Origin of the sequence: Thioalkalivibrio sp. ALE28 (assembly GCF_000377425.1) — a bacterium.
Classification (GTDB): Bacteria; Pseudomonadota; Gammaproteobacteria; order Ectothiorhodospirales; family Ectothiorhodospiraceae; genus Thioalkalivibrio.
Genome location: NZ_KB898098.1, coordinates 101,873 through 119,268 on the forward strand (window position 1 = coordinate 101,873; position 17,396 = coordinate 119,268).

A 17,396-nucleotide genomic window follows, 5' to 3' on the forward strand; every position below is an offset into this window, starting at 1 on the left:
TGAGTGACCTGCCCGCACGGTAACGCCTACAGCCGCATCCCTCCAAGCCGTCACGCGACCATCTCCGCTTGCAGACCGGCGCCGGCATGCGGATCATCCCGGCATGCGCAAACTTCTGCAGAAATGGCTGGCCCCACGCGACCCGCTGGAGTCCGCCGCCCAGGCGGTGGACCACGGCCGCAGCGGCATCGAGACCGTACTGGGCCTCCCGCACCGGCTGTCGGTACCGCTGCTGCGCCGCCACTTCGGCGACGATGCCGAACCCTCCGACGAAGCTTTCCGCGAGACCGGCCGCGATGGACACTGGAGGCTGCCGCCGCCCGCCCCCGAGTTCGAGGTGCACCTGTTCGGCGATACCGAAGGCCGCCTGACGCTGGGCACCATCCGCGGGCGCGGCCCGTACACCGGGCTGGTAGTCTTCAGCGAATGGTCACCGGATCACCCGGCCCACGTCTGGCAGCTGCGGGTGGAAGAACCTGCCGGCGAAGCCGCCCAGGCCCTGCACGATCACCTCCTGGACCCGAACCGCTCCCCCGAATAGCCCCCATCGCCGCACACCACCCCCTGTAGGAGCCTGCTTGCAGGCGAAGCCCCGGCCAGAGTCGGACGCCGGCAGGGGCGTCCGCCTGCAAGCAAACCCCTGCCGTGAGACCCATTCGTTGGAACCAAGCCTCTACGCTGGAAAAATCCCGTCACACCCCCAACATATCCTCAAGGAAAACCGGTAACAGCAGCTCCGCGAAGCGATCGGCGCGTTCCCCCCAACACCCCAGACAGGCACGGCGGCCACCATGACGCGAAAGCCCCAGTCCATCTCCCTGGTCCTTGGCAGCGGCGGCGCCCGCGGCCTGGCGCAGATCGGCGTGATCCGCTGGCTGGAGGAACACTCGGACTACCAGATCCGCTCCATCGCGGGCGCTTCCATGGGCGCGGTCGTCGGCGGCATCTACGCGGCCGGCCAGCTGGACGCCTACGAGGACTGGGTGAAGACCTTGCGCCGCCAGGATGTCTGGCGGCTGCTGGATTTCTCCTTTCGCGGCGCTGGCCTGATTCGCGGCGACCGCCTGATCGAGAAGCTGCGCGCCATGCTCGGCGACACCGACATCGAACAGCTGCCGATCTCGTTTACCGCCGTGGCCACCGACATCGAGCGCGAACGCGAGGTCTGGCTGAATACCGGTTCCCTGTTCGACGCCATCCGGGCGTCCATTGCCATCCCCACCGTGTTCACCCCGGTGCGCCACAAGGGGCGGCTGCTGGTGGATGGTGGCCTGCTGAACCCGGTCCCGATCGCGCCGACCCTGAACGACGACACCGACATCACCCTGGCGGTCAGCCTGAATGGCCGCGTCGGCGAAGAACTGATCCGCCCCGAACGCACCGGGACTTCCGACTCGCACGTGGGCGCACCAGATAGCCGGGGCCTGCTGAATCACCGCCTGGCCGAGGCCCTGCCCGACCGGGTCGGCACCTGGCTGCAGGACTGGCAGGACAAGCTGGGCCTGGGCGAGACCGACCCCAGTCTGAGCCGCGAACAGGAGGCCCGCGCACTGGGGCTGATCGACATCGTCTCCCACTCCATCGAGGCCATGCAGGGCACCATCGCGCGCTTTCGTATCGCCGCCTACAACCCGGAGCACCTGATCGAGGTCCCGGTCAACGCCTGCGGCGTGTTCGACTTCCACCGCGCCGCCGAGATGATCGACCTCGGCTATGCACTCGCCGAGCGCAAGCTGGGCGACCAAAGGCCGTAAGCCCATACCCCCTGTGGGAGGCCAGCCCTCTGGCCGATCCAGCGCCGGCACAACCCATCGGCCAGAGGGCTGGCCTCCTACAGCGGAAAAGAGGGAACGGCCTGCTCAGTGCTTGAAATGCACGAACAGCCGGCCGTGGTTCTTCGAGTCCTTCTCCACACGGTGGTAGCGGGCCTTGATCTCCGGCTGCTGCAGGAAACGCAGCACGCGCTTCTTCAACTGCCCGCTGCCCTTGCCGTGGATAATCTCTACCGTCTTGATGCGCTTATCGCAGGCCTGCTCGATCGCACCGTTCAGCTCGGCGTCGATCCGGCGGCCATTGCGAAAGCACTCGTGCAGATCGACCGATAACCGCGACATCGCAACAAAGCCGGGCTCAGTTCACCGTCACCACGATGCAGCGGGCAAGCTGCTGCACCTTGTGCGACACGCTGCCGGACAGCAGCCCCTGCAGGCCGCCCAGCCCGCGCGAACCCATCACCACCATGTCCACGTCGTGGTACTCGGCCTGCTGCAGGATCACCTTGGCCGGAGAGCCATCCTCGATATGGTGCTCGATGTCGGTCACGCCCAGTTCGGTGAAGTATTCGTGCGCCTGCTCCACCAGCTTCTTCGCGATATCCCGCAGCACCTTCGGCGGCACCGCGGAGCCGACCGCCGCGCCACCCATCGCCAGGGGCGGATCATCCGGGTCCGGAAGATCGGAAAGCCTTCGGATATGCGGCGGCACCTCGCCCTGCAGCAGCACGCTGGCCAGCACCACCCGGGCGTGATACTTGGCCGCCAGGTCCGCGGCCACCTCCACCGCGCGCCACGCATTGGCAGAACCATCCACTGGCACCAACATGGTCTTCAATTCCATACCGCACTCCTTGGAAACGCCGCCAGGGAAACACTGATTAAGGTACACACTTGCGCTTCTCCCCCGTGGGACCCGGCCCGCTCCGGGCCGTTCAGTCGCCGACCAGACTGCCAGACTCGCCCCCCGCGCGCACCCCATTCCAGCCCCCTATACTGGGGACAACAATCCGTTCGGAATTCGCGATGACCCGCCTGTTCGAAAAGACCTACCTCAAGCCCGGCGCCGCCCCCGGCCATGGGGTCCACGCCACCGAACACCCGCACACGGGCGACGCGGTCGTCTCCGCCTGGCACTACCACCACGAACAGCTCGTCGAACTCGACCCGCAGCGCACCCTGCGCGAGGGCGCACAACCGCACGAGGGTGGCCTGGTCTGGCTGCACCTGCAGGGCGCGCCCAGTCCGCGTCAGCTGCACGATCTGGGCGAGGCCTTCGACCTGCACCCGCTGGCGCTGGAAGATGTACGCCACCAGGGCCAGCGCCCCAAGGTGGACTTCTTCGAGGAGCAGTTGGTCGCCATCCTGCGCCAGCCGCGCCATCACAACGGCAACATCGAACTCGACCAGGTCAATGTGTTCGTGGTGAATACCCGCCTGGTCATCAGTATTCACAGCGGCGAGCATGAGCCCTTCGGCCCGGTCCGCGAACGCATGCGCGGCGCCAACCGCAACTTCAATCGCCTGGGGGCCGCCTACCTCGCCTATGCCCTGATGGACACCGTCATCGACCAGGCCTTCCCGGTACTGGAGCACATCAGCGAGCGCCTGGAAACGCTGGAGGAAACCGTCCTCGAACAACCCGACCGCCAAACCCTCAACGAGATCCATATCCTGCGCCGCGAACTCCTCGTGCTGCGCCGCCAGCTCTGGCCCACGCGCGACGTAATCGCCCGTCTGATGCGCGACGACATGGAGCCTTTCACCCCGGAGCTCTTCCCGTACCTGCGCGACGCCCACGACCACACGATCCAGATCATGGATCTGCTGGAGTCCTACCGCGAGATGGCCGCCACCCTGATCGAGGCCTATATGTCCGCGATCAACCAGCGCTCCAACGACGTGATGCGCGTACTCACCATCATCGCCACCATCTTCATCCCGCTGACCTTCCTGGTCGGCATCTACGGCATGAACTTCGACAACCCGGACAGCCCCTGGTCCATGCCCGAGCTCTACACCTACTACGGCTACCCCGTACTGCTCGGCTTTATGCTCGCCGTCGTCCTCGGCATGCTCTACCTCTTCCGCCGCCGCGGCTGGCTATAACGTCCCCGCCCCCAACATCGCAGCGCCGCTCTCCCCTTCCCGTCATCGCGAGGCCGCAAAGCGGCCGTGGCGATCTCCAGACCGAAACCCCGACGCGCGAACTGCCAAAAGCGATTCACAGGAAGCCATGAAGATCGGAAGGCATAACACAGGATCTTTGTTCGTTCCGCCGGAAGCCTGCCCCTGCCCTTCCGAGCATGGCCGCGCCCCAAGCGACAACCTGTTGAGAGATCACAGCTAGCACCGCGGAGCCGCGATTACGTCCAGCCGCAGACTCCGTTACGATGCCGGCAACGCAGCGGCACCGACCGAACGGAGGATCCATGGACGTCCCATCGAGCGGCACACCGGAACTGGACGAACTGACCGCCCGGGTGGAGGCCTTCGTCGCGGAACGTGACTGGGCCCAGTTCCACTCGCCCAAGAATCTGTCGATGGCGCTGGCGGGCGAGGTCGGCGAACTGATCGAACACTTCCAGTGGCTGACCCAGGAACAGTCGCGACACCTGTCCCCCGAGACCCACGAGGCGGTACGCCAGGAGATCGCGGACGTCCAGATCTACCTCCTGCTGCTGGCCCGCAAGCTCGATATCGACCTGCTGCAAGCGGCCCGCGACAAGCTGGAGATCAACATCCGCAAATACCCGGTGCACAAGGCCCGCGGCAACGCCCGCAAATACTCGGACCTGTAATCCACAGGCCGGGCCAACGATCCATTTCAGATCGCGGAAAGTATCTCCCTGGCAGGAGTCTCCACGGTTCTCTTGGCCTCAGCAAAGCCGGGGTGGGCACAGGCCTTCGGAGTGCGGGCCCTGCGGTGAGCCAGACCCGATCGCTTGCGGACTCCGACCAGAACGGGTTTCAAGCCGGGTGTTCGAACGTGAAAGAAGCCAGCCGGGCGGGGTGCCCGGCTTGGCGAGGGAGTGGGGCTTACCAGTCAGGGGCCCCTTCGTCGTCATCTTCGTCTTCGTCGTCGTCATCATCCATGGGGCCGGCGCCCGCCTCGGCACCTCCGCCCATGCTGCCGCCACCACCCGCGCCGGCTCCGCCTTGCGGCGCACCGCCGCCGGCGCCCGCGCCACCTTCGGGCGCACCCGCACCGCCTTCAGCGCCAGCACCGGCTTCAGGGGCTCCGGTATCGGCGCCCGCGCCGGCATCTCCACCCGTCTGGGCCTGCGCGGCACCGAGGCCGCCCAGCGCAAACATGGAACCCAGGACCATCGCGATCGCAGTTTTCTGGAAAGTCGACATCATGCGTTTCTCCTTCAGGATTGAATCGAATCGCAGTCAATCGATCAGGGCCGTACTGGCGTTCAATTGACTGCACTGAAGGAACAGCAAGCGGAATGCCAGAACGACATCCGGCAACGAAGGTCTCGTTTCTGCCAAACGCCGTGATCCACTTCTCGCACAGGCGCGTACACGCCATCCACCCGCAATGACGCAAAACGACACATGGGCTGGAACGACCCGGTCAGGACGCTACACCGCCGTTCTGGAGCACGAGATCACGCGTCCGCCAGAGTGGGCCGCTGACCGGAGTTTCTGCTGCAGGTCGCCTTCCGCAGCAAACCCTCGATCATGCCGGCCGGAGCCCGGGACGACCTGCGGATGGCCGCAGCCCCCGCGGGAGCTCGCGATGACGGCCAGTGAAGCACCGTGATCGCGAGGAGCGCAGCGACGTGGCGATCTCCCGGGACAGCCCGGGCGCCGGATCCGGCGGGCGTCAGGGCCTGCGCCGAGAGCTTCCACCCTGCGCAACAAAAAAAGCGCCCGGGAAAACCCCGGGCGCCTCTGGATCTGAACCGGGCGAACCGCCCGGCTCGGGCCGTGCTTACTGCTGGAACTGCTCCAGGTCGAAGCGGTCGGCGTTCATCACCTTGGTCCAGGCCGTGATGAAGTCCTTCACGAACTTCTCCTGGTTGTCGTCCTGGGCGTACACCTCGGCGTAGCTGCGCAGGATGGAGTTGGAACCAAACACCAGGTCGATGCGGCTGGCGGTCCACTTCACCTGATCATTCTGGCGATCGCGCACCTCGTACACGCCGTTACCCGCGTGCTGCCAGGCGTAGGCCATGTCGGTCAGGTTGACGAAGAAGTCGTTCGTCAGCTGCCCTTCGCGGTCGGTGAACACGCCATGCTTGCTGCCACCATGGTTGGTACCCAGCACGCGCATGCCGCCGATCAGCACGGTCATCTCCGGCGCGGTCAGGCCCATCAGCTGGGCGCGGTCGAGCAGCATCTCTTCCGGCTTGACCACGTAATCCTTCTTCAGCCAGTTGCGGAAGCCATCGGCCAGCGGCTCCAGCGGTTCGAAGGAGTCGGCGTCGGTCATCTCGGCGCTGGCGTCACCCCGGCCCGGGATGAACGGCACCAGGACATCGTGACCGGTCGCCCGGGCCGCCTGCTCGATGCCCACGCTGCCGCCCAGCACGATCAGGTCGGCCACGCTGGCGCCGGTCTCGGCGGAGAGCTGCTCGTAGACCTTGAGCACTCGGGCCAGGCGCTCGGGCTCGTTGCCTTCCCAGTCCTTCTGCGGCGCCAGGCGGATGCGGGCGCCGTTGGCACCACCGCGCATATCGGAGCCACGGAAGGTACGGGCGCTGTCCCAGGCGGTCGCGACCATCTCGGCAATGCCGAGACCGCTCTCGGCAATCTTCTGCTTGGTGGCCTCCACGGAATAGTCCGTGTTGCCGGCCGGCACCGGATCCTGCCAGATCAGATCCTCCTGCGGGGCATCCGGCCCGATGTAACGGGTCTTCGGGCCCATATCGCGGTGGATCAGCTTGAACCAGGCGCGGGCGAAGCAGTCCTGGAAGTACTCGGGATCCTTGCGGAACGCATCCATGTACTTGCGGTAGACCGGGTCCATCTTCATCGCCATGTCCGCGTCGGTCATGATCGGGTTATGGCGGATGGAGGGGTCCGTGGCGTCGACCGGCTTGTCCTCCTCCTTCATGTCCACCGGTTCCCACTGCCAGGCCCCGGCCGGGCTCTTCTTGAGCTCCCACTCGTGGTCGAGCAGGGCCTCGAAATAGCCCATGTCGAACTGGGTCGGGTTCTTGGTCCAGGCCCCCTCGATGCCGGAGGTGATGGCGTTGGTGGCCTTGCCCTGCATGTTGGGGTTGTTCCAGCCGAAGCCCTGCTCCTCGACATCGGCCGCTTCCGGTTCCGGCCCCAGCGCGCCGGCATCGCCGTTGCCGTGGCACTTGCCCACGGTATGGCCACCGGCCGTCAGCGCCGCGGTCTCCTCGTCGTTCATCGCCATGCGGGCGAAGGTCTCGCGCACCTGCTCGCCGGTCTTCAGCGGATCGGGCTTGCCGTTGACCCCTTCCGGGTTCACATAGATCAGGCCCATCTGGACGGCCGCCAGCGGGTTCTCCATGGTGTCGGGCTTCTCGACGTCGCCGTAGCGCTCGTCGGACGGTGCCAGCCACTCCTTCTCCGCCCCCCAGTAGGTGTCCTTCTCGGGGTGCCAGATGTCCTCGCGTCCGAAGGAAAAGCCGAAGGTCTTCAGACCCATGTTCTCGTAGGCCACATTACCGGCCAGGATGATCAGGTCGGCCCAGCTGATCTTGTTGCCGTACTTCTTCTTGAGCGGCCACAGCAGGCGGCGCGCCTTGTCGAGGCTGGCGTTGTCCGGCCAGCTGTTGATCGGCGCGAAGCGCTGGTTGCCGGTGCCACCACCACCCCGGCCATCGGCGATCCGGTAGGTGCCCGCCGCGTGCCAGGACATGCGGATCATCAGGCCGCCGTAGTGTCCCCAGTCGGCCGGCCACCACGCCTGGCTCTCGGTCAGCAGCGCGTGCATGTCCTTCTTGAGGGCCTCGAAGTCGAGCTTCTTCACCTCTTCCCGGTAGTCGAAGTCCTCGCCCATCGGGTTCGTCTTGCGGTCATGCTGGTGCAGGATGTCCAGATTCAGCGATTCCGGCCACCAGTCCATCACCGAGTGACCCGCGGCCGTCTCGCCGCCGTGCATGACCGGGCACTTGCCCATGTTCTGATGCTCACCCATATCCTTCTCCTTGTTCGCTGCGTAGAGCGTGTTCGTGTTCGGGAAGCCACTATCCTTTCGTGATGGCCGGCTTCCGTGGGGGACCGCACGCCTTCTCCGCCTCTTCCCGGCTGCAGCCGGAGAACGGCGTGCTGTTTGTGTACCCCTGAAGGTAGGCCGCCCGAGTCATTGGTGCCAGTTGAGATTCACCATGATCGCGATAGCCCGACACTATCTCTCCACGGGCGAATGCACGGCGCGTGCGGCTACAGGATGCTCTCGATCGCGCGGCGCAGCTCGGCGGAGCCGGGGCCCGCCTGGCTGGGGAAATGCGCGACCACCCGACCCTCCCGGTCCACCACATACTTGTAGAAGTTCCAGCGCGGGGCGTCGGCCTGGCGCGCCAGCTCGCGGAAGATCGGATGGGCATCCGCGCCGCGCACGCCAATCGGCCTGAACATGTCGAAGGTGACGCCAAAGTTCTCGAAGCACACCCGGGCGGTCTCGGCCTCGTCGTCGGCCTCCTGATTGAAGTCATGGGAAGGGAAGCCGACCACCTTCAGCCCCCGGTCCCGGTAGTCGCGGTGCAACTGTTCCAGACCGCCGAACTGGTCGGTGTAACCGCAATGGCTGGCCGTGTTGATGATCAGCAGCGGATGCCCCTGGAAACGTTCCTGCAGGTTGATCACTTCAGACGAATGCAGGCGACCCAGCTCGTGATGGAACAGGGCTTCGGTATTCGGCTCCGTGGCGCTTGCACAGGCCATCGGCAGCACCAGCAACAGGGAGGCGAACAGGGGCGCGAAACGGGACATGACACATCTCCACGGGGCCTCCACGGTCAGACCACCGGCGTGCCTTCGGGTTCTGCGGAAGGCCGGTTGGTCACGGCCAGGCCGGGATCGCGATGCCGTCGCACAGCCGCCGGGCCGAAGCGCCTGTCCGCGCCGGCCATGGCCTTGCGGGCATGTCGTGCGTACCCTTGTGGGCAACCATCAACAAGGGCTTCCGCCGATGATTGTCTACGCCCGCCCGCTCCTGCTGCTTGCCGTCATCCTGCCGCTGGCGACTGGCTGCACCGCCGTGAAGGTTGCCGGCACTGCCGGGAGCGCCGCTGTCAGTGTCACCACCGGAACCGTAAAGGCCACCGGCAAGACCGCCGGGGCGGTGGGACGCGCCGTCACCCCGGGCGGCAAGCAGGACGATGACGACGCCGATTGAAGTGGCCGGGGTCGGCCGCCCGCAGCGAACGGAACTGAAACGCGGTTCCTGACCGGAAGGGCCGCGCCGGACGGCTTTCATTCCCCGGCGTCCGTGCGGCCTCGTTCGCACGGCAGCCCGGCCCGCCACCAGGCGAACATGCCACCCTGAAGCTGACGGGCATCGTAGCCGTGCGCCCGCAGCTTGCGTACGGCCGGGATACTGCGGTGTGCACTGAGGCAGATGGCCACCACGGGGCGTCCGCGATCCAGCTCCAGGCCGGACAGCGCCGCCTCGGAGAACCGCGTGATCGGGAGATGGCGGGCACCCGGGATGCGGCTCCGACGGTGCTCGACCCCGGTACGCACATCCAGCAACTGCACCTCGGCGTTTTCCAGCGCCCGCGCCAGGTCCTCCGGACTCATCTCCGGCACGCGGCCGAACGGTCGCCACTGGCTCCAATCCATCGCGATCACCTCCTGTCCGGATGCCTGTACCCACCCCGAGCATAGCCCCACCCACCCCCGCGAAACCCCTTGGCCCCATCCCGCGAAAGACAAAAAGCATGCCCCACCCCTTTGTGGGAGCCTGCTCGCAGGCGAAGCCCCTGCCAAAGCTGGCTGCGGCCCGGGACAGCTCATCATCCCGGCTGGGGGGATAGCACTACCGATTCGGGTATTAGCGGGGACTGGTCTGCAGCCTGTCGCGGGCCGCCTGCAGCAGATCGATATCGAGCTTTCGGGCCAGCAACAGGAGGTAGATCTGGACGTCCGCGATCTCCTGGCGCGCCGCCTCGTGGGTCTCGGCGGACAGGTGGCTGGACTGTTCCTGAGTCAGCCACTGGAAGTGTTCGATCAGTTCGCCGACCTCGCCCGCCAGTGCCATGGAAAGGTTCTTGGGCGAATTGAACCGTACCCGGTCGCGCGCCTCGACGAACGACTCCAGTTGCCGGGCGAGTTCCTCCAGCCCCTGTGCGCCGTCCGATTCCCCTTTCATCGCGCCCCCTTGATATCGATCGCCGCCCGGGTCGCATCGTACCCTCAACCAACGCCAGGCGTACCGCCCCATACAGCGGTGGCCCCGCGATTCCAGGCGTTGTTCACGAGTGCTCGCCGGCTACCGGCATAATCGGCCTTCAGCAACCGGGACTGCCCGCGGAACAAGGAACATCGCCCGATGGCGAGTGTAAAAAGTACCTGTTACGAGTGCGACGCCAACTGCGCGATCGACGTGACCCTGGACAACGCTGGCGAGCCGGTGAAGATCGACGGCCCCGACTGTCCGCGCTGCTACGTCCAGCTGGATCGGCGCAACCATCCCGAACGTCTGCTGTACCCGCTGCGGCGCACCGGACCGCGCGGCAGCGGCGAGTTCGAGCGCATCTCCTGGGACGAGGCGCTGGACACCATCGCCGAGCGCCTGCGCGCGACCCGGGACGCGCACGGTGCCCCGGCGGCCGCGTTCTTCGCCGGCTACACCAAGGAGGCGCGGCCGCAGCTGCAGCGCCTGGCGCATGCCTTCGGCTCGCCCAACTACCTGACCGAGAGCGGCTGCTGCTTCTCGGCCACCAAGGTGGCGGAGGAGGTGACCTTCGGCACCAAGATCAAGACCTCCTCCACCGTGGCCTCGGATGCGACCCGCTGCCTGCTGGTGTGGTCCACCAACCCGCGCGGGTCCATCCCGCCGTTCCATCAGCATGCGCTGGCCGCGGCACGCCCCGGCTGCGCCACCGTGGTGGTGGACCCGCGGGTGACCCCGCTGGCGGAGCAGGCCGAGGTGCATCTGCAGATCCGCCCGGGCACGGATGGCGCACTGGCGCTGGGCATGCACCATCTCATCTTCGCCAACGGCTGGCAGGACCAGGCCTTCCTCGACGAATGGGGCAGCGGTGTGGAGGCCTTTCGCGACTACGTGGCGGAATTCTCGCCGCAGCGGGTGGCGGCGATCTGCGGCATCGAGGAGGCCGACCTGCAGCGCGCCGCCGAGCTCTACGCGACCCGGAGCCCGGCGCAGATCATGCTCTCGCCCACCGCCACCGTGCAGCATTCCAACGGCTTCCAGAATCACCGCGCGGTGACCCTGCTGGCGGCGGTCACCGGCAACATCGACCGCGAGGGCGGCAACCGCTTCTTCAACGACAAGGTCACGCCGAAGCCGATCGACCTGTTCGACCACTGCAAACAGAACCTGCCGCCGCGCATCGGCGACGAGACCTTCCCGGTGTGGACGGCCCACTGGCCGGCGGCGCAGAGCATGCTGCTGCCGGACGCGATCCTGGACGGCCGGCCGCAGCCGGTGCGCGCGCTGCTGGCGATGGGCATCAACACCGCGATGTGGCCGAGTTCAAAACGCATGGAGGAGGCGCTGGGCGCGCTGGATTTCTTCGCTGCATCGGACTTCTTCCACAACCCGGCTACGCGCATGGCGGACATCGTGCTGCCGGCCGCCACCAGTCTGGAGCGCCCGGCGCTGATCGCCTATCCCGGCTGCAACTTCCGCGGCGAGCTGCGCTATCGCCACCGGGCCGTGGCCCCGCGCGGCGAGGCGCGCGCCGACGGTGAGGTGTTCCTGGAGCTGGGCGTGCGCCTGGGGATGGCGGAGCAGTTCTGGAACGGCGATCTGGAGGCGAGCTGGGCCGAGGCCGCCGCGGGCATCCCCGAGACCATCCGCGAGCAGGTATACAACGACCCGGACGGCGTGACCGTGTTCGCCAAGGCGCTGGACGACATGGTCGAGCACGGCTTCGAGGAGGGCGACCGCCAGTACCGCCTGCACGGCTTCCGCACCGTCAGCGGCAAGGTGGAGTTCGACGCCGCCGAGCTGCGCGAGGCCGGGCACGACGGGCTGCCGGTCTGGCGTGAGCCGGCCGAGAGCCCGGTTTCCACGCCGGAGCTGGCGCGCGACTATCCGCTGGTGCTGACCAGCGGCGCGCGCCACAAGCACGCTACCCATTCGCAGCACCAGTACCTGGAGCGCATGCGCCGGGCAATGCCGGAGCCGCTGGTGGAGCTGCACCCCGAGGATGCCGCGGCGCGCGGCATCGCTGATGGCGACACCGTGGAGGTGCGCTCGCCGCGCGGGCGGGTCGCCTTCGTGGCGAAGGTCACCGACCGCATCAAGCCCGGTGTGGCGCACTGCCAGCACGGCTGGAACCACGCCAACGTCAACGAGCTGACCGACGACCGCAACCTCGACCCGATCAGCGGCTTCCCCGCGTTCAAGTCGCTGCTGTGCGAGGTGGAACGCCTGCACGCCGGGCACGAGCAACGCCTGCCGGAGGCGGGCTGACCGTGCCCTTCGTTGGTGTTCTGCCCGAGCGCCGGCACCTCTTCCGGCCGCAGCCGCGTCGCGAGGTGGCGGTGTCGGATGCCGCCGCCTGGCGCTTGAACCCCGCGCATCGGCATGTCTACGACAAGCTGCGCCTGGCCCTGGATGCGGGCCTGACCGCCGCGCCCTGCGGGGTCGCGCCCACGGACCTGGGGCTGGACGCGGCGGACACGGTGTTCGTGAAGCCGATCACCAACCTCGCCGGCATGGGGCTGGATGCGCGTGCCCTGCCCGCTGGCGAGGTGCCGGCCGAGCCCGGCAGCTTCTGGTGCCAGCGCCTGGAGGGCGCCCACACCAGCACCGACTGCCTGGTGGAGAACGGCGAGGTGCGCTGGTTCGCCCACACCCGCGGCTCGGACGAGAAGGACGCCGCACGTCCGATCTACTGGGAGATCGGCGCCGCCGTGCCCGAGGTTGAGCCGTGGATCGCCGACTGGGTGCGGCGCAACCTGACCGGATACAGCGGCATCTGCAACATCGAGCTGATTGGCGAGCGACCGATCGAGGCCCACCTGCGCGGCTCCAACGGCTTCTTTGACTTCTACGGCCCGGCCTTCATCCCGGCCTGGGTGGCGCTGGCAGACGGCGAACCGTTCACCCCGCCCCCGCCGATCCCCGGCGGCTTCGTCATCTCGGTATTCGGCGAGATCGAACTGCGGGACGCCGACTTCCGAGCCGCCGAGGCAGCCGGCGTGAATCTGCAGCCGGACCCGTCCACCCCGGGCCGCGCCGCCATCCTGCGCTGCCAGGATCGCGACGCCGGCTTCGCCCTCTACCAGCACCTGACCGGCCACACGCTGTAGCGTCGGCAGCCCGCGCCCGGCCTGGCCGGGGCAACCTGTCCGCCCCCATACCCCCCATCAGCACGCGGGCAACCCAAGGGGTGACAGGCCCGCAGCGGGCATCTAGGGAAATGCGGATTAATGTGCACGCACGCGCTCGAGTCGCTTTTGCGTGCGAACAAGGCGCGGTGACTGCCGTGCAGTCATTCTGCACAAAGGAGCCGCAACGCCGTGCGCGCTCAAAAGCGGCCGAGCCCCTGCTTTCAATGGTTTGTGGGGTTGGCACCCCAGGTTCCCCGATCCTGCGTTGCGCCGCTTACGGGTAGAACCACTACCCGCTACGCGACGCGCCTTGTCTCGGAAAACCTGGGGTGCCAACGCGTGCGTGCACATTAATCCGCATTTCCCTAGATTAGGGGCACACCCGATCAAGGGTGTTGGCAATGTTTCCAGGGAGGGAAACGATGAAGAAGACCCGCCGCAATTCGGCCCGCCCGGGCCTTGCCTCGTGTACGCGATCGCACCGCCTTTGCGCTTCGACCATCGGGGCCGCAACGCTCGGATGGTTGCTCTTGCTGGGGCTGATGGCCCCGGCTGAGGCCGATGAACCACCCGAGATCCTGACCATCCTGAGTCAATTCGTCGCCGCCGGTACGGCCGCCATGCGCTGCACGGAAGTCGAAGAGGATCAGATGATCGCGTTTCTGGCTAATCAGCAGATGGTCTACCTGCGCTCCGTCATGGCGCTGGAGGACCAGCACCCCGAAGCCAACCAAGAGCAGATCGCGGCGACCCTGCTTCGCGGCCAGGAAGACATCCAGGCCCAGGTGAAGCGGCGCATCGACCAACACGGCTGTGACGATCCGAATGCCCGGGCACTGGTCGATCTGTTCGCGATGCAGGCGGAATGGAACCCGGGCAGCTCACCCCGGAGCGACACCGAGTAGGGCCCGACGGGTTCGCGCTCACACACTGCCACAAGGGACGTGCGGATGTGGATGCTGGCTGGATTGGTCACGATGATCGGAATGGCGGTCATTGGCTACCGACACAGGATGGAGGACCGCTGGAAATTGCAGGCCCTGACATTCAACAACCCGTACACCGGAACACCAATGGGCAACCCGCCCGAGGACGCCCTTTACAGCGAGCAGGAAACCGGAAGCCGTCGCGCCCCTTTGCAACGCATCGGCTTCGACCAGGCCCCCGATATCGAGCTTCGCGTCAAGGCTCGACGCTGGTGGGACTACCCTTTTACGGCCATTGGCCTCTCCGTGGCCTGCCGCACCGGAAACCGAGCGTTCGACCGGGCCTTTTACCTGGTCACGGACCAGCAAAGCCTCTGCCGCGCCCTCACGGGTTGCGCCACGACACAGGCACGAATGCTGCGCCTCCTCGAACAATGCGAAGAGCAAGATGTTCGGTTCCGCCAGCTCCGGGTTCGGCGCGAACGGATCTGGGTGGAGGTCAAATCGCCGAGGCGGCGCAAGAAACCAAGACCGATCGTGCTCGCCCGGGCATTCGTCCCGGGCTTGCGCGAGATCGCCGAGGCACTGGAGGCGGAGGTTCCCGCCGCGGTACGCGGCCGCAGGGAGCCATTTGCATGGAAGGCGGCGCTGTTCGCGGGTGCCAGTACGGCCCTGCTGATGGGCGGGACGGCGCTGCTGGCCCCCATCATGTTTTCGCCCCTGCCTGCCCCTGCCAGTGCGACAGGTCTCCTGTCGCTTGCATTCACTCTCGCGACCGTCGTGGTCGGCTCGCTGATGGCGCTGAGCATTGCGCTGCTCGGCCGGACGTCACGAACGCACCTGGTCCTGCTCGAGCTGGCCCTGGCAGGTTATCTGGGTGCCTTGATGACCAGCTACGGCCTGCTGCGCGAAGTGAACATGGCGTTCGACCAGGCGGCACCCGCCCAATACGTGGTGGAGGTGCAGGAAAAGACCACCATGAGGAGCAGCCGGGGAGGCACTCGCCGTTACCTGCGCGTGGACGGATGGGACGGCCCCCAACGGGGATACGGGGTAAAGGTCGGAGGTGCGCTCTACCGATCGGTACGCGAGGGTGACCGGCTGCTCCTGGAGGAGTACCCGGGGCGTCTCGGGGCACCCTGGATCCAGATGCACACCGCGCTTCCGGATGCCTCGGCCACGCCACAAGGCAGGGAGTAACCACCCATGTTCACACTAGCGTTGTTTACGTGGTTTCTGCTTTTTCTTTTCGTTTACGCAGCCCTATTCGCCCTGATCATCCTCGGAGCCCGTGCCCGCGCACACCCGGATACACGGGTGTTCTACGCGGCCCTTGCCCTGCTTGCCCCTTTCCCGGTGTTCTTCCTGGCTGTCCGGGGTATGCCCGACGGGACACCTCCACAGCTCGAACGGATGCTGGTGTTCGGCCTCCCGCTGCTGATGCCGTACGCGGTCCGCGCCCCATTCGTATTCCGGGCGCCCATTCGTAACGCCCTGAGCGCATCCAGAGGTAAGCCATGAGAATCCTGAAACTGGGCCTGAAGGCCGCCATGCTTGTGTTACTGGGCGTCTCCAGCGTGATTTTTCTCTGGTTCCTGGCCTGGTTGTTCTGGCTGGGCAGCGGCTATTTCTCTACGGCGTGGGGACTCGGCTCGGTCTTCGACGATGCCTCGCACCTGGCGCGGGACCGGGGAATCCACGAAGAAGACTTCACCCGCGCCCGGATCATCTTTGAAGCAAGGAGCCTGTTTGCCGCAATCGCCGGGCTGTGGGGCTGGATCGCCCTCTATACAGGCGCCAGTCTGATGAACCGGCCGTTGCGCAAAGTGCCGCTGACCATCAAGGCCGGGCTGGTAGCGGGCCTCCCGGCCGCAATCGTCATACCATCCACCGGCATGAGCCTCGCGATGTACCCCATCTCCACCGCTCTGCTGCTGTTCACCATCTGGTGGCTGAACCCTCTGGATACCCCCACATCGAGACTCTCAAGGGACTCGGCACCGGTGTCGCCCGGAGATCGATCATGAAGGACTCAACCTTGCTGACCTGCGGGTCGGCAATGCGCACCGCCACTGGATGAAACAGACCCCGACCTCGATGCCGACTTCGCCTTGTACCGACGGCTAATCGGCTGATCGCTGTAACCCCTGAATTACGACCTATCACCGCCAGCAGCCCGGGCGGGACAGGCACAGCGTCGTGATCTGCTTGCGGCTGCACCGGCAACAGTCGCCAGCTGCGCTGGGCGGCGGTATGTTGGCGACATGGAGATCGACCCCGTCATCCGCGAGTGGCTGCGCCTGGCCGGGCAGGCGCCCTCTTCGCACAACACCCAGCCCTGGCGGTTCCGCGTGGATCGCGCAGGGGTCGAGGTCTGGACCGATCCGGCGCGCTCGCTGCCCGTGAACGACCCGACCGGGCGCGAGCGCATCATCAGCTGTGGCTGCGCGGTGCTGAACCTGCGCATGGCCGCCGCCGCGGACGGCCAGGGCCTGAACGTACGCCCGGAACAGGCGGGCAGCGGCCCGTTCGTGCGCCTGCTGACCGGGCACCACAGCGGGCCGGACCGGCAGGAGCTGGCACCCCTGCGGGAGTGGATCGGCGCGCGCCATTCCTGGCGCGGCCGTTTTCGGCCGGACCAACCCTCCGCGGACATCATCGCCACCCTCGTACAGGCCGCCCGCCAGGAAGGGGCCTGGCTGCGTCCGATCACGGACCCGGAATGCCGCGGGGAAGTCGCCGAGCGGGTCCGGGCGGCGACGGCGGCGCAGTGGAAGAACCCCGCCTGGCGCCGCGAGCTGGCGCACTGGATGCGCGCGCCCTCCCATGGCGACGGGCTGCCAGTCGGGCGCCTGAGCGGTGGTCTGACCCGCTGGAGCGTGCGCCACCTGGTATCCGCCCGAGTAATGGCCCGGGACGAGGCCCGCGCGGCCCGGGCCGCACCGGTACTGCTGGCACTGGGCACCGGGATCGAGGGCCCGATGCAGTGGCTGACGGCCGGGCAGGCCCTGCAGCGCGTACTGCTTGAGGCCACGCGGCACGGGCTCTGCGCCCGTTATCTGAATCAGCCGATCCAGCAGACAGAATGGCGCCCCAAACTGGCCGAACTGCTGGGCGGGGGCCAGCCACAACTGCTGTTCGCGCTCGGCCGCCCGGACGGCACGCCCCACCCCACGCCGCGACGCCCGCTGGACGAGATGCTGAAACGCTGAGGGCAGCGCCCGCCCGCGCCCATTTGAAACGA

At 66.9% G+C, this 17,396-nt stretch carries 18 protein-coding genes; 11 read left to right on the forward strand and 7 right to left on the reverse strand.

The window, feature by feature from the left end; genetic code table 11:
• The first annotated feature begins 103 nt into the window (after positions 1 to 103).
• Together D105_RS0107570 and D105_RS0107575 are read left to right on the forward strand one after the other, a co-directional pair.
• Positions 104 to 541, forward strand: coding sequence for a hypothetical protein (locus tag D105_RS0107570; RefSeq protein WP_018867946.1), 438 nt, complete (start codon positions 104 to 106; stop codon positions 539 to 541).
• Between the two features lie 250 nt (positions 542 to 791).
• Complete coding sequence (locus D105_RS0107575) at positions 792 to 1,754, forward strand: patatin-like phospholipase family protein (RefSeq protein ID WP_018876422.1); 963 nt, start codon at positions 792 to 794, stop codon at positions 1,752 to 1,754.
• 105 nt (positions 1,755 to 1,859) lie between these two features.
• Here D105_RS0107575 and D105_RS0107580 read toward each other — a convergent pair whose 3' ends face one another.
• Both D105_RS0107580 and D105_RS0107585 read right to left on the reverse strand, forming a co-directional pair.
• The gene (locus tag D105_RS0107580; protein ID WP_018867944.1) at positions 1,860 to 2,114 is read right to left on the reverse strand and encodes a Smr/MutS family protein; all 255 of its coding nucleotides are present in this window, start codon (positions 2,112 to 2,114) and stop codon (positions 1,860 to 1,862) included.
• A 16-nt stretch (positions 2,115 to 2,130) separates the two neighbouring features.
• Entirely contained in the window at positions 2,131 to 2,616 is a 486-nt protein-coding gene (locus tag D105_RS0107585) for a universal stress protein (RefSeq protein WP_018878053.1), read from the reverse strand.
• A 182-nt stretch (positions 2,617 to 2,798) separates the two neighbouring features.
• Between D105_RS0107585 and corA the strand changes: the two genes are divergently transcribed.
• Both corA and D105_RS0107595 read left to right on the forward strand, forming a co-directional pair.
• Complete coding sequence (gene corA, locus D105_RS0107590; protein ID WP_018867942.1) at positions 2,799 to 3,881, forward strand: magnesium/cobalt transporter CorA; 1,083 nt, start codon at positions 2,799 to 2,801, stop codon at positions 3,879 to 3,881.
• Positions 3,882 to 4,204: 323 nt separating this feature from the next.
• On the forward strand, positions 4,205 to 4,573 hold the full coding sequence (locus D105_RS0107595; RefSeq protein ID WP_018867941.1) for a nucleotide pyrophosphohydrolase: 369 nt from the start codon (positions 4,205 to 4,207) through the stop codon (positions 4,571 to 4,573).
• Between the two features lie 238 nt (positions 4,574 to 4,811).
• On the opposite strand, the gene D105_RS15385 is transcribed toward D105_RS0107595, so the two are convergent.
• The 3 genes from D105_RS15385 to D105_RS0107610 all read right to left on the reverse strand — a co-directional run bounded on the left by D105_RS15385 (position 4,812) and on the right by D105_RS0107610 (position 8,690).
• Positions 4,812 to 5,135, reverse strand: coding sequence for a hypothetical protein (locus D105_RS15385; RefSeq protein WP_018867940.1), 324 nt, complete (start codon positions 5,133 to 5,135; stop codon positions 4,812 to 4,814).
• A 580-nt stretch (positions 5,136 to 5,715) separates the two neighbouring features.
• Positions 5,716 to 7,896: a catalase/peroxidase HPI gene (gene katG / locus D105_RS0107605; protein ID WP_018878056.1), complete on the reverse strand. Its 2,181-nt coding sequence runs from the start codon at positions 7,894 to 7,896 to the stop codon at positions 5,716 to 5,718.
• Between the two features lie 245 nt (positions 7,897 to 8,141).
• Complete coding sequence (locus D105_RS0107610) at positions 8,142 to 8,690, reverse strand: glutathione peroxidase (RefSeq protein ID WP_018878057.1); 549 nt, start codon at positions 8,688 to 8,690, stop codon at positions 8,142 to 8,144.
• Positions 8,691 to 8,889: 199 nt separating this feature from the next.
• Here D105_RS0107610 and D105_RS0107615 point away from each other — a divergent pair, with 199 nt between their 5' ends.
• Positions 8,890 to 9,096 carry a hypothetical protein gene (locus D105_RS0107615; RefSeq protein WP_018876426.1) on the forward strand — a complete coding sequence of 69 codons (207 nt, stop codon included), beginning with the start codon at positions 8,890 to 8,892 and terminating at the stop codon, positions 9,094 to 9,096.
• Between the two features lie 77 nt (positions 9,097 to 9,173).
• Here the strand turns inward: D105_RS0107615 and D105_RS0107620 are convergent, their stop codons facing one another.
• Both D105_RS0107620 and D105_RS0107625 read right to left on the reverse strand, forming a co-directional pair.
• Positions 9,174 to 9,542, reverse strand: a complete 369-nt coding sequence (locus D105_RS0107620; RefSeq protein ID WP_018878058.1) for a rhodanese-like domain-containing protein — start codon at positions 9,540 to 9,542, stop codon at positions 9,174 to 9,176.
• Positions 9,543 to 9,753: 211 nt separating this feature from the next.
• Positions 9,754 to 10,071 carry a nucleotide pyrophosphohydrolase gene (locus D105_RS0107625; protein WP_018878059.1) on the reverse strand — a complete coding sequence of 106 codons (318 nt, stop codon included), beginning with the start codon at positions 10,069 to 10,071 and terminating at the stop codon, positions 9,754 to 9,756.
• A 180-nt stretch (positions 10,072 to 10,251) separates the two neighbouring features.
• Between D105_RS0107625 and D105_RS0107630 the strand changes: the two genes are divergently transcribed.
• From D105_RS0107630 to D105_RS0107660, 6 genes are all read left to right on the forward strand, one after another.
• Positions 10,252 to 12,363 (forward strand): molybdopterin-dependent oxidoreductase, encoded by a 2,112-nt coding sequence (locus D105_RS0107630; protein ID WP_018878060.1) that lies wholly within the window; start codon positions 10,252 to 10,254, stop codon positions 12,361 to 12,363.
• A gap of 2 nt (positions 12,364 to 12,365) precedes the next feature.
• Positions 12,366 to 13,205, forward strand: a complete 840-nt coding sequence (locus D105_RS0107635) for a hypothetical protein (RefSeq protein ID WP_018876432.1) — start codon at positions 12,366 to 12,368, stop codon at positions 13,203 to 13,205.
• Between the two features lie 443 nt (positions 13,206 to 13,648).
• Positions 13,649 to 14,131, forward strand: a complete 483-nt coding sequence (locus D105_RS14200) for a hypothetical protein (protein WP_038032819.1) — start codon at positions 13,649 to 13,651, stop codon at positions 14,129 to 14,131.
• A 45-nt stretch (positions 14,132 to 14,176) separates the two neighbouring features.
• The gene (locus D105_RS0107645; RefSeq protein ID WP_018878062.1) at positions 14,177 to 15,352 is read left to right on the forward strand and encodes a hypothetical protein; all 1,176 of its coding nucleotides are present in this window, start codon (positions 14,177 to 14,179) and stop codon (positions 15,350 to 15,352) included.
• A gap of 317 nt (positions 15,353 to 15,669) precedes the next feature.
• Positions 15,670 to 16,179 (forward strand): hypothetical protein, encoded by a 510-nt coding sequence (locus D105_RS0107655; protein WP_018878064.1) that lies wholly within the window; start codon positions 15,670 to 15,672, stop codon positions 16,177 to 16,179.
• Between the two features lie 237 nt (positions 16,180 to 16,416).
• On the forward strand, positions 16,417 to 17,364 hold the full coding sequence (locus D105_RS0107660) for a nitroreductase family protein (RefSeq protein WP_018865736.1): 948 nt from the start codon (positions 16,417 to 16,419) through the stop codon (positions 17,362 to 17,364).
• Positions 17,365 to 17,396: the final 32 nt, after the last annotated feature.

Excerpts from the sequence above, each read along its gene's own strand:
- D105_RS14200 (WP_038032819.1), top strand. The coding sequence starts at position 13,649 with ATGAAGAAGACCCGCCGCAATTCGGCCCGCCCGGGCCTTGCCTCGTGT.
- D105_RS0107575 (WP_018876422.1), top strand. The coding sequence starts at position 792 with ATGACGCGAAAGCCCCAGTCCATCTCCCTGGTCCTTGGCAGCGGCGGC.
- D105_RS0107660 (WP_018865736.1), top strand. The coding sequence starts at position 16,417 with ATGGAGATCGACCCCGTCATCCGCGAGTGGCTGCGCCTGGCCGGGCAG.
- D105_RS0107595 (WP_018867941.1), top strand. The coding sequence starts at position 4,205 with ATGGACGTCCCATCGAGCGGCACACCGGAACTGGACGAACTGACCGCC.
- katG (WP_018878056.1), bottom strand. The coding sequence starts at position 7,896 with ATGGGTGAGCATCAGAACATGGGCAAGTGCCCGGTCATGCACGGCGGC.
- D105_RS0107620 (WP_018878058.1), bottom strand. The coding sequence starts at position 9,542 with ATGGATTGGAGCCAGTGGCGACCGTTCGGCCGCGTGCCGGAGATGAGT.
- D105_RS0107655 (WP_018878064.1), top strand. The coding sequence starts at position 15,670 with ATGAGAATCCTGAAACTGGGCCTGAAGGCCGCCATGCTTGTGTTACTG.
- D105_RS0107580 (WP_018867944.1), bottom strand. The coding sequence starts at position 2,114 with ATGTCGCGGTTATCGGTCGATCTGCACGAGTGCTTTCGCAATGGCCGC.
- corA (WP_018867942.1), top strand. The coding sequence starts at position 2,799 with ATGACCCGCCTGTTCGAAAAGACCTACCTCAAGCCCGGCGCCGCCCCC.
- D105_RS0107585 (WP_018878053.1), bottom strand. The coding sequence starts at position 2,616 with ATGGAATTGAAGACCATGTTGGTGCCAGTGGATGGTTCTGCCAATGCG.
- D105_RS15385 (WP_018867940.1), bottom strand. The coding sequence starts at position 5,135 with ATGATGTCGACTTTCCAGAAAACTGCGATCGCGATGGTCCTGGGTTCC.
- D105_RS0107645 (WP_018878062.1), top strand. The coding sequence starts at position 14,177 with ATGTGGATGCTGGCTGGATTGGTCACGATGATCGGAATGGCGGTCATT.
- D105_RS0107615 (WP_018876426.1), top strand. The coding sequence starts at position 8,890 with ATGATTGTCTACGCCCGCCCGCTCCTGCTGCTTGCCGTCATCCTGCCG.
- D105_RS0107625 (WP_018878059.1), bottom strand. The coding sequence starts at position 10,071 with ATGAAAGGGGAATCGGACGGCGCACAGGGGCTGGAGGAACTCGCCCGG.
- D105_RS0107570 (WP_018867946.1), top strand. The coding sequence starts at position 104 with ATGCGCAAACTTCTGCAGAAATGGCTGGCCCCACGCGACCCGCTGGAG.
- D105_RS0107610 (WP_018878057.1), bottom strand. The coding sequence starts at position 8,690 with ATGTCCCGTTTCGCGCCCCTGTTCGCCTCCCTGTTGCTGGTGCTGCCG.
- D105_RS0107630 (WP_018878060.1), top strand. The coding sequence starts at position 10,252 with ATGGCGAGTGTAAAAAGTACCTGTTACGAGTGCGACGCCAACTGCGCG.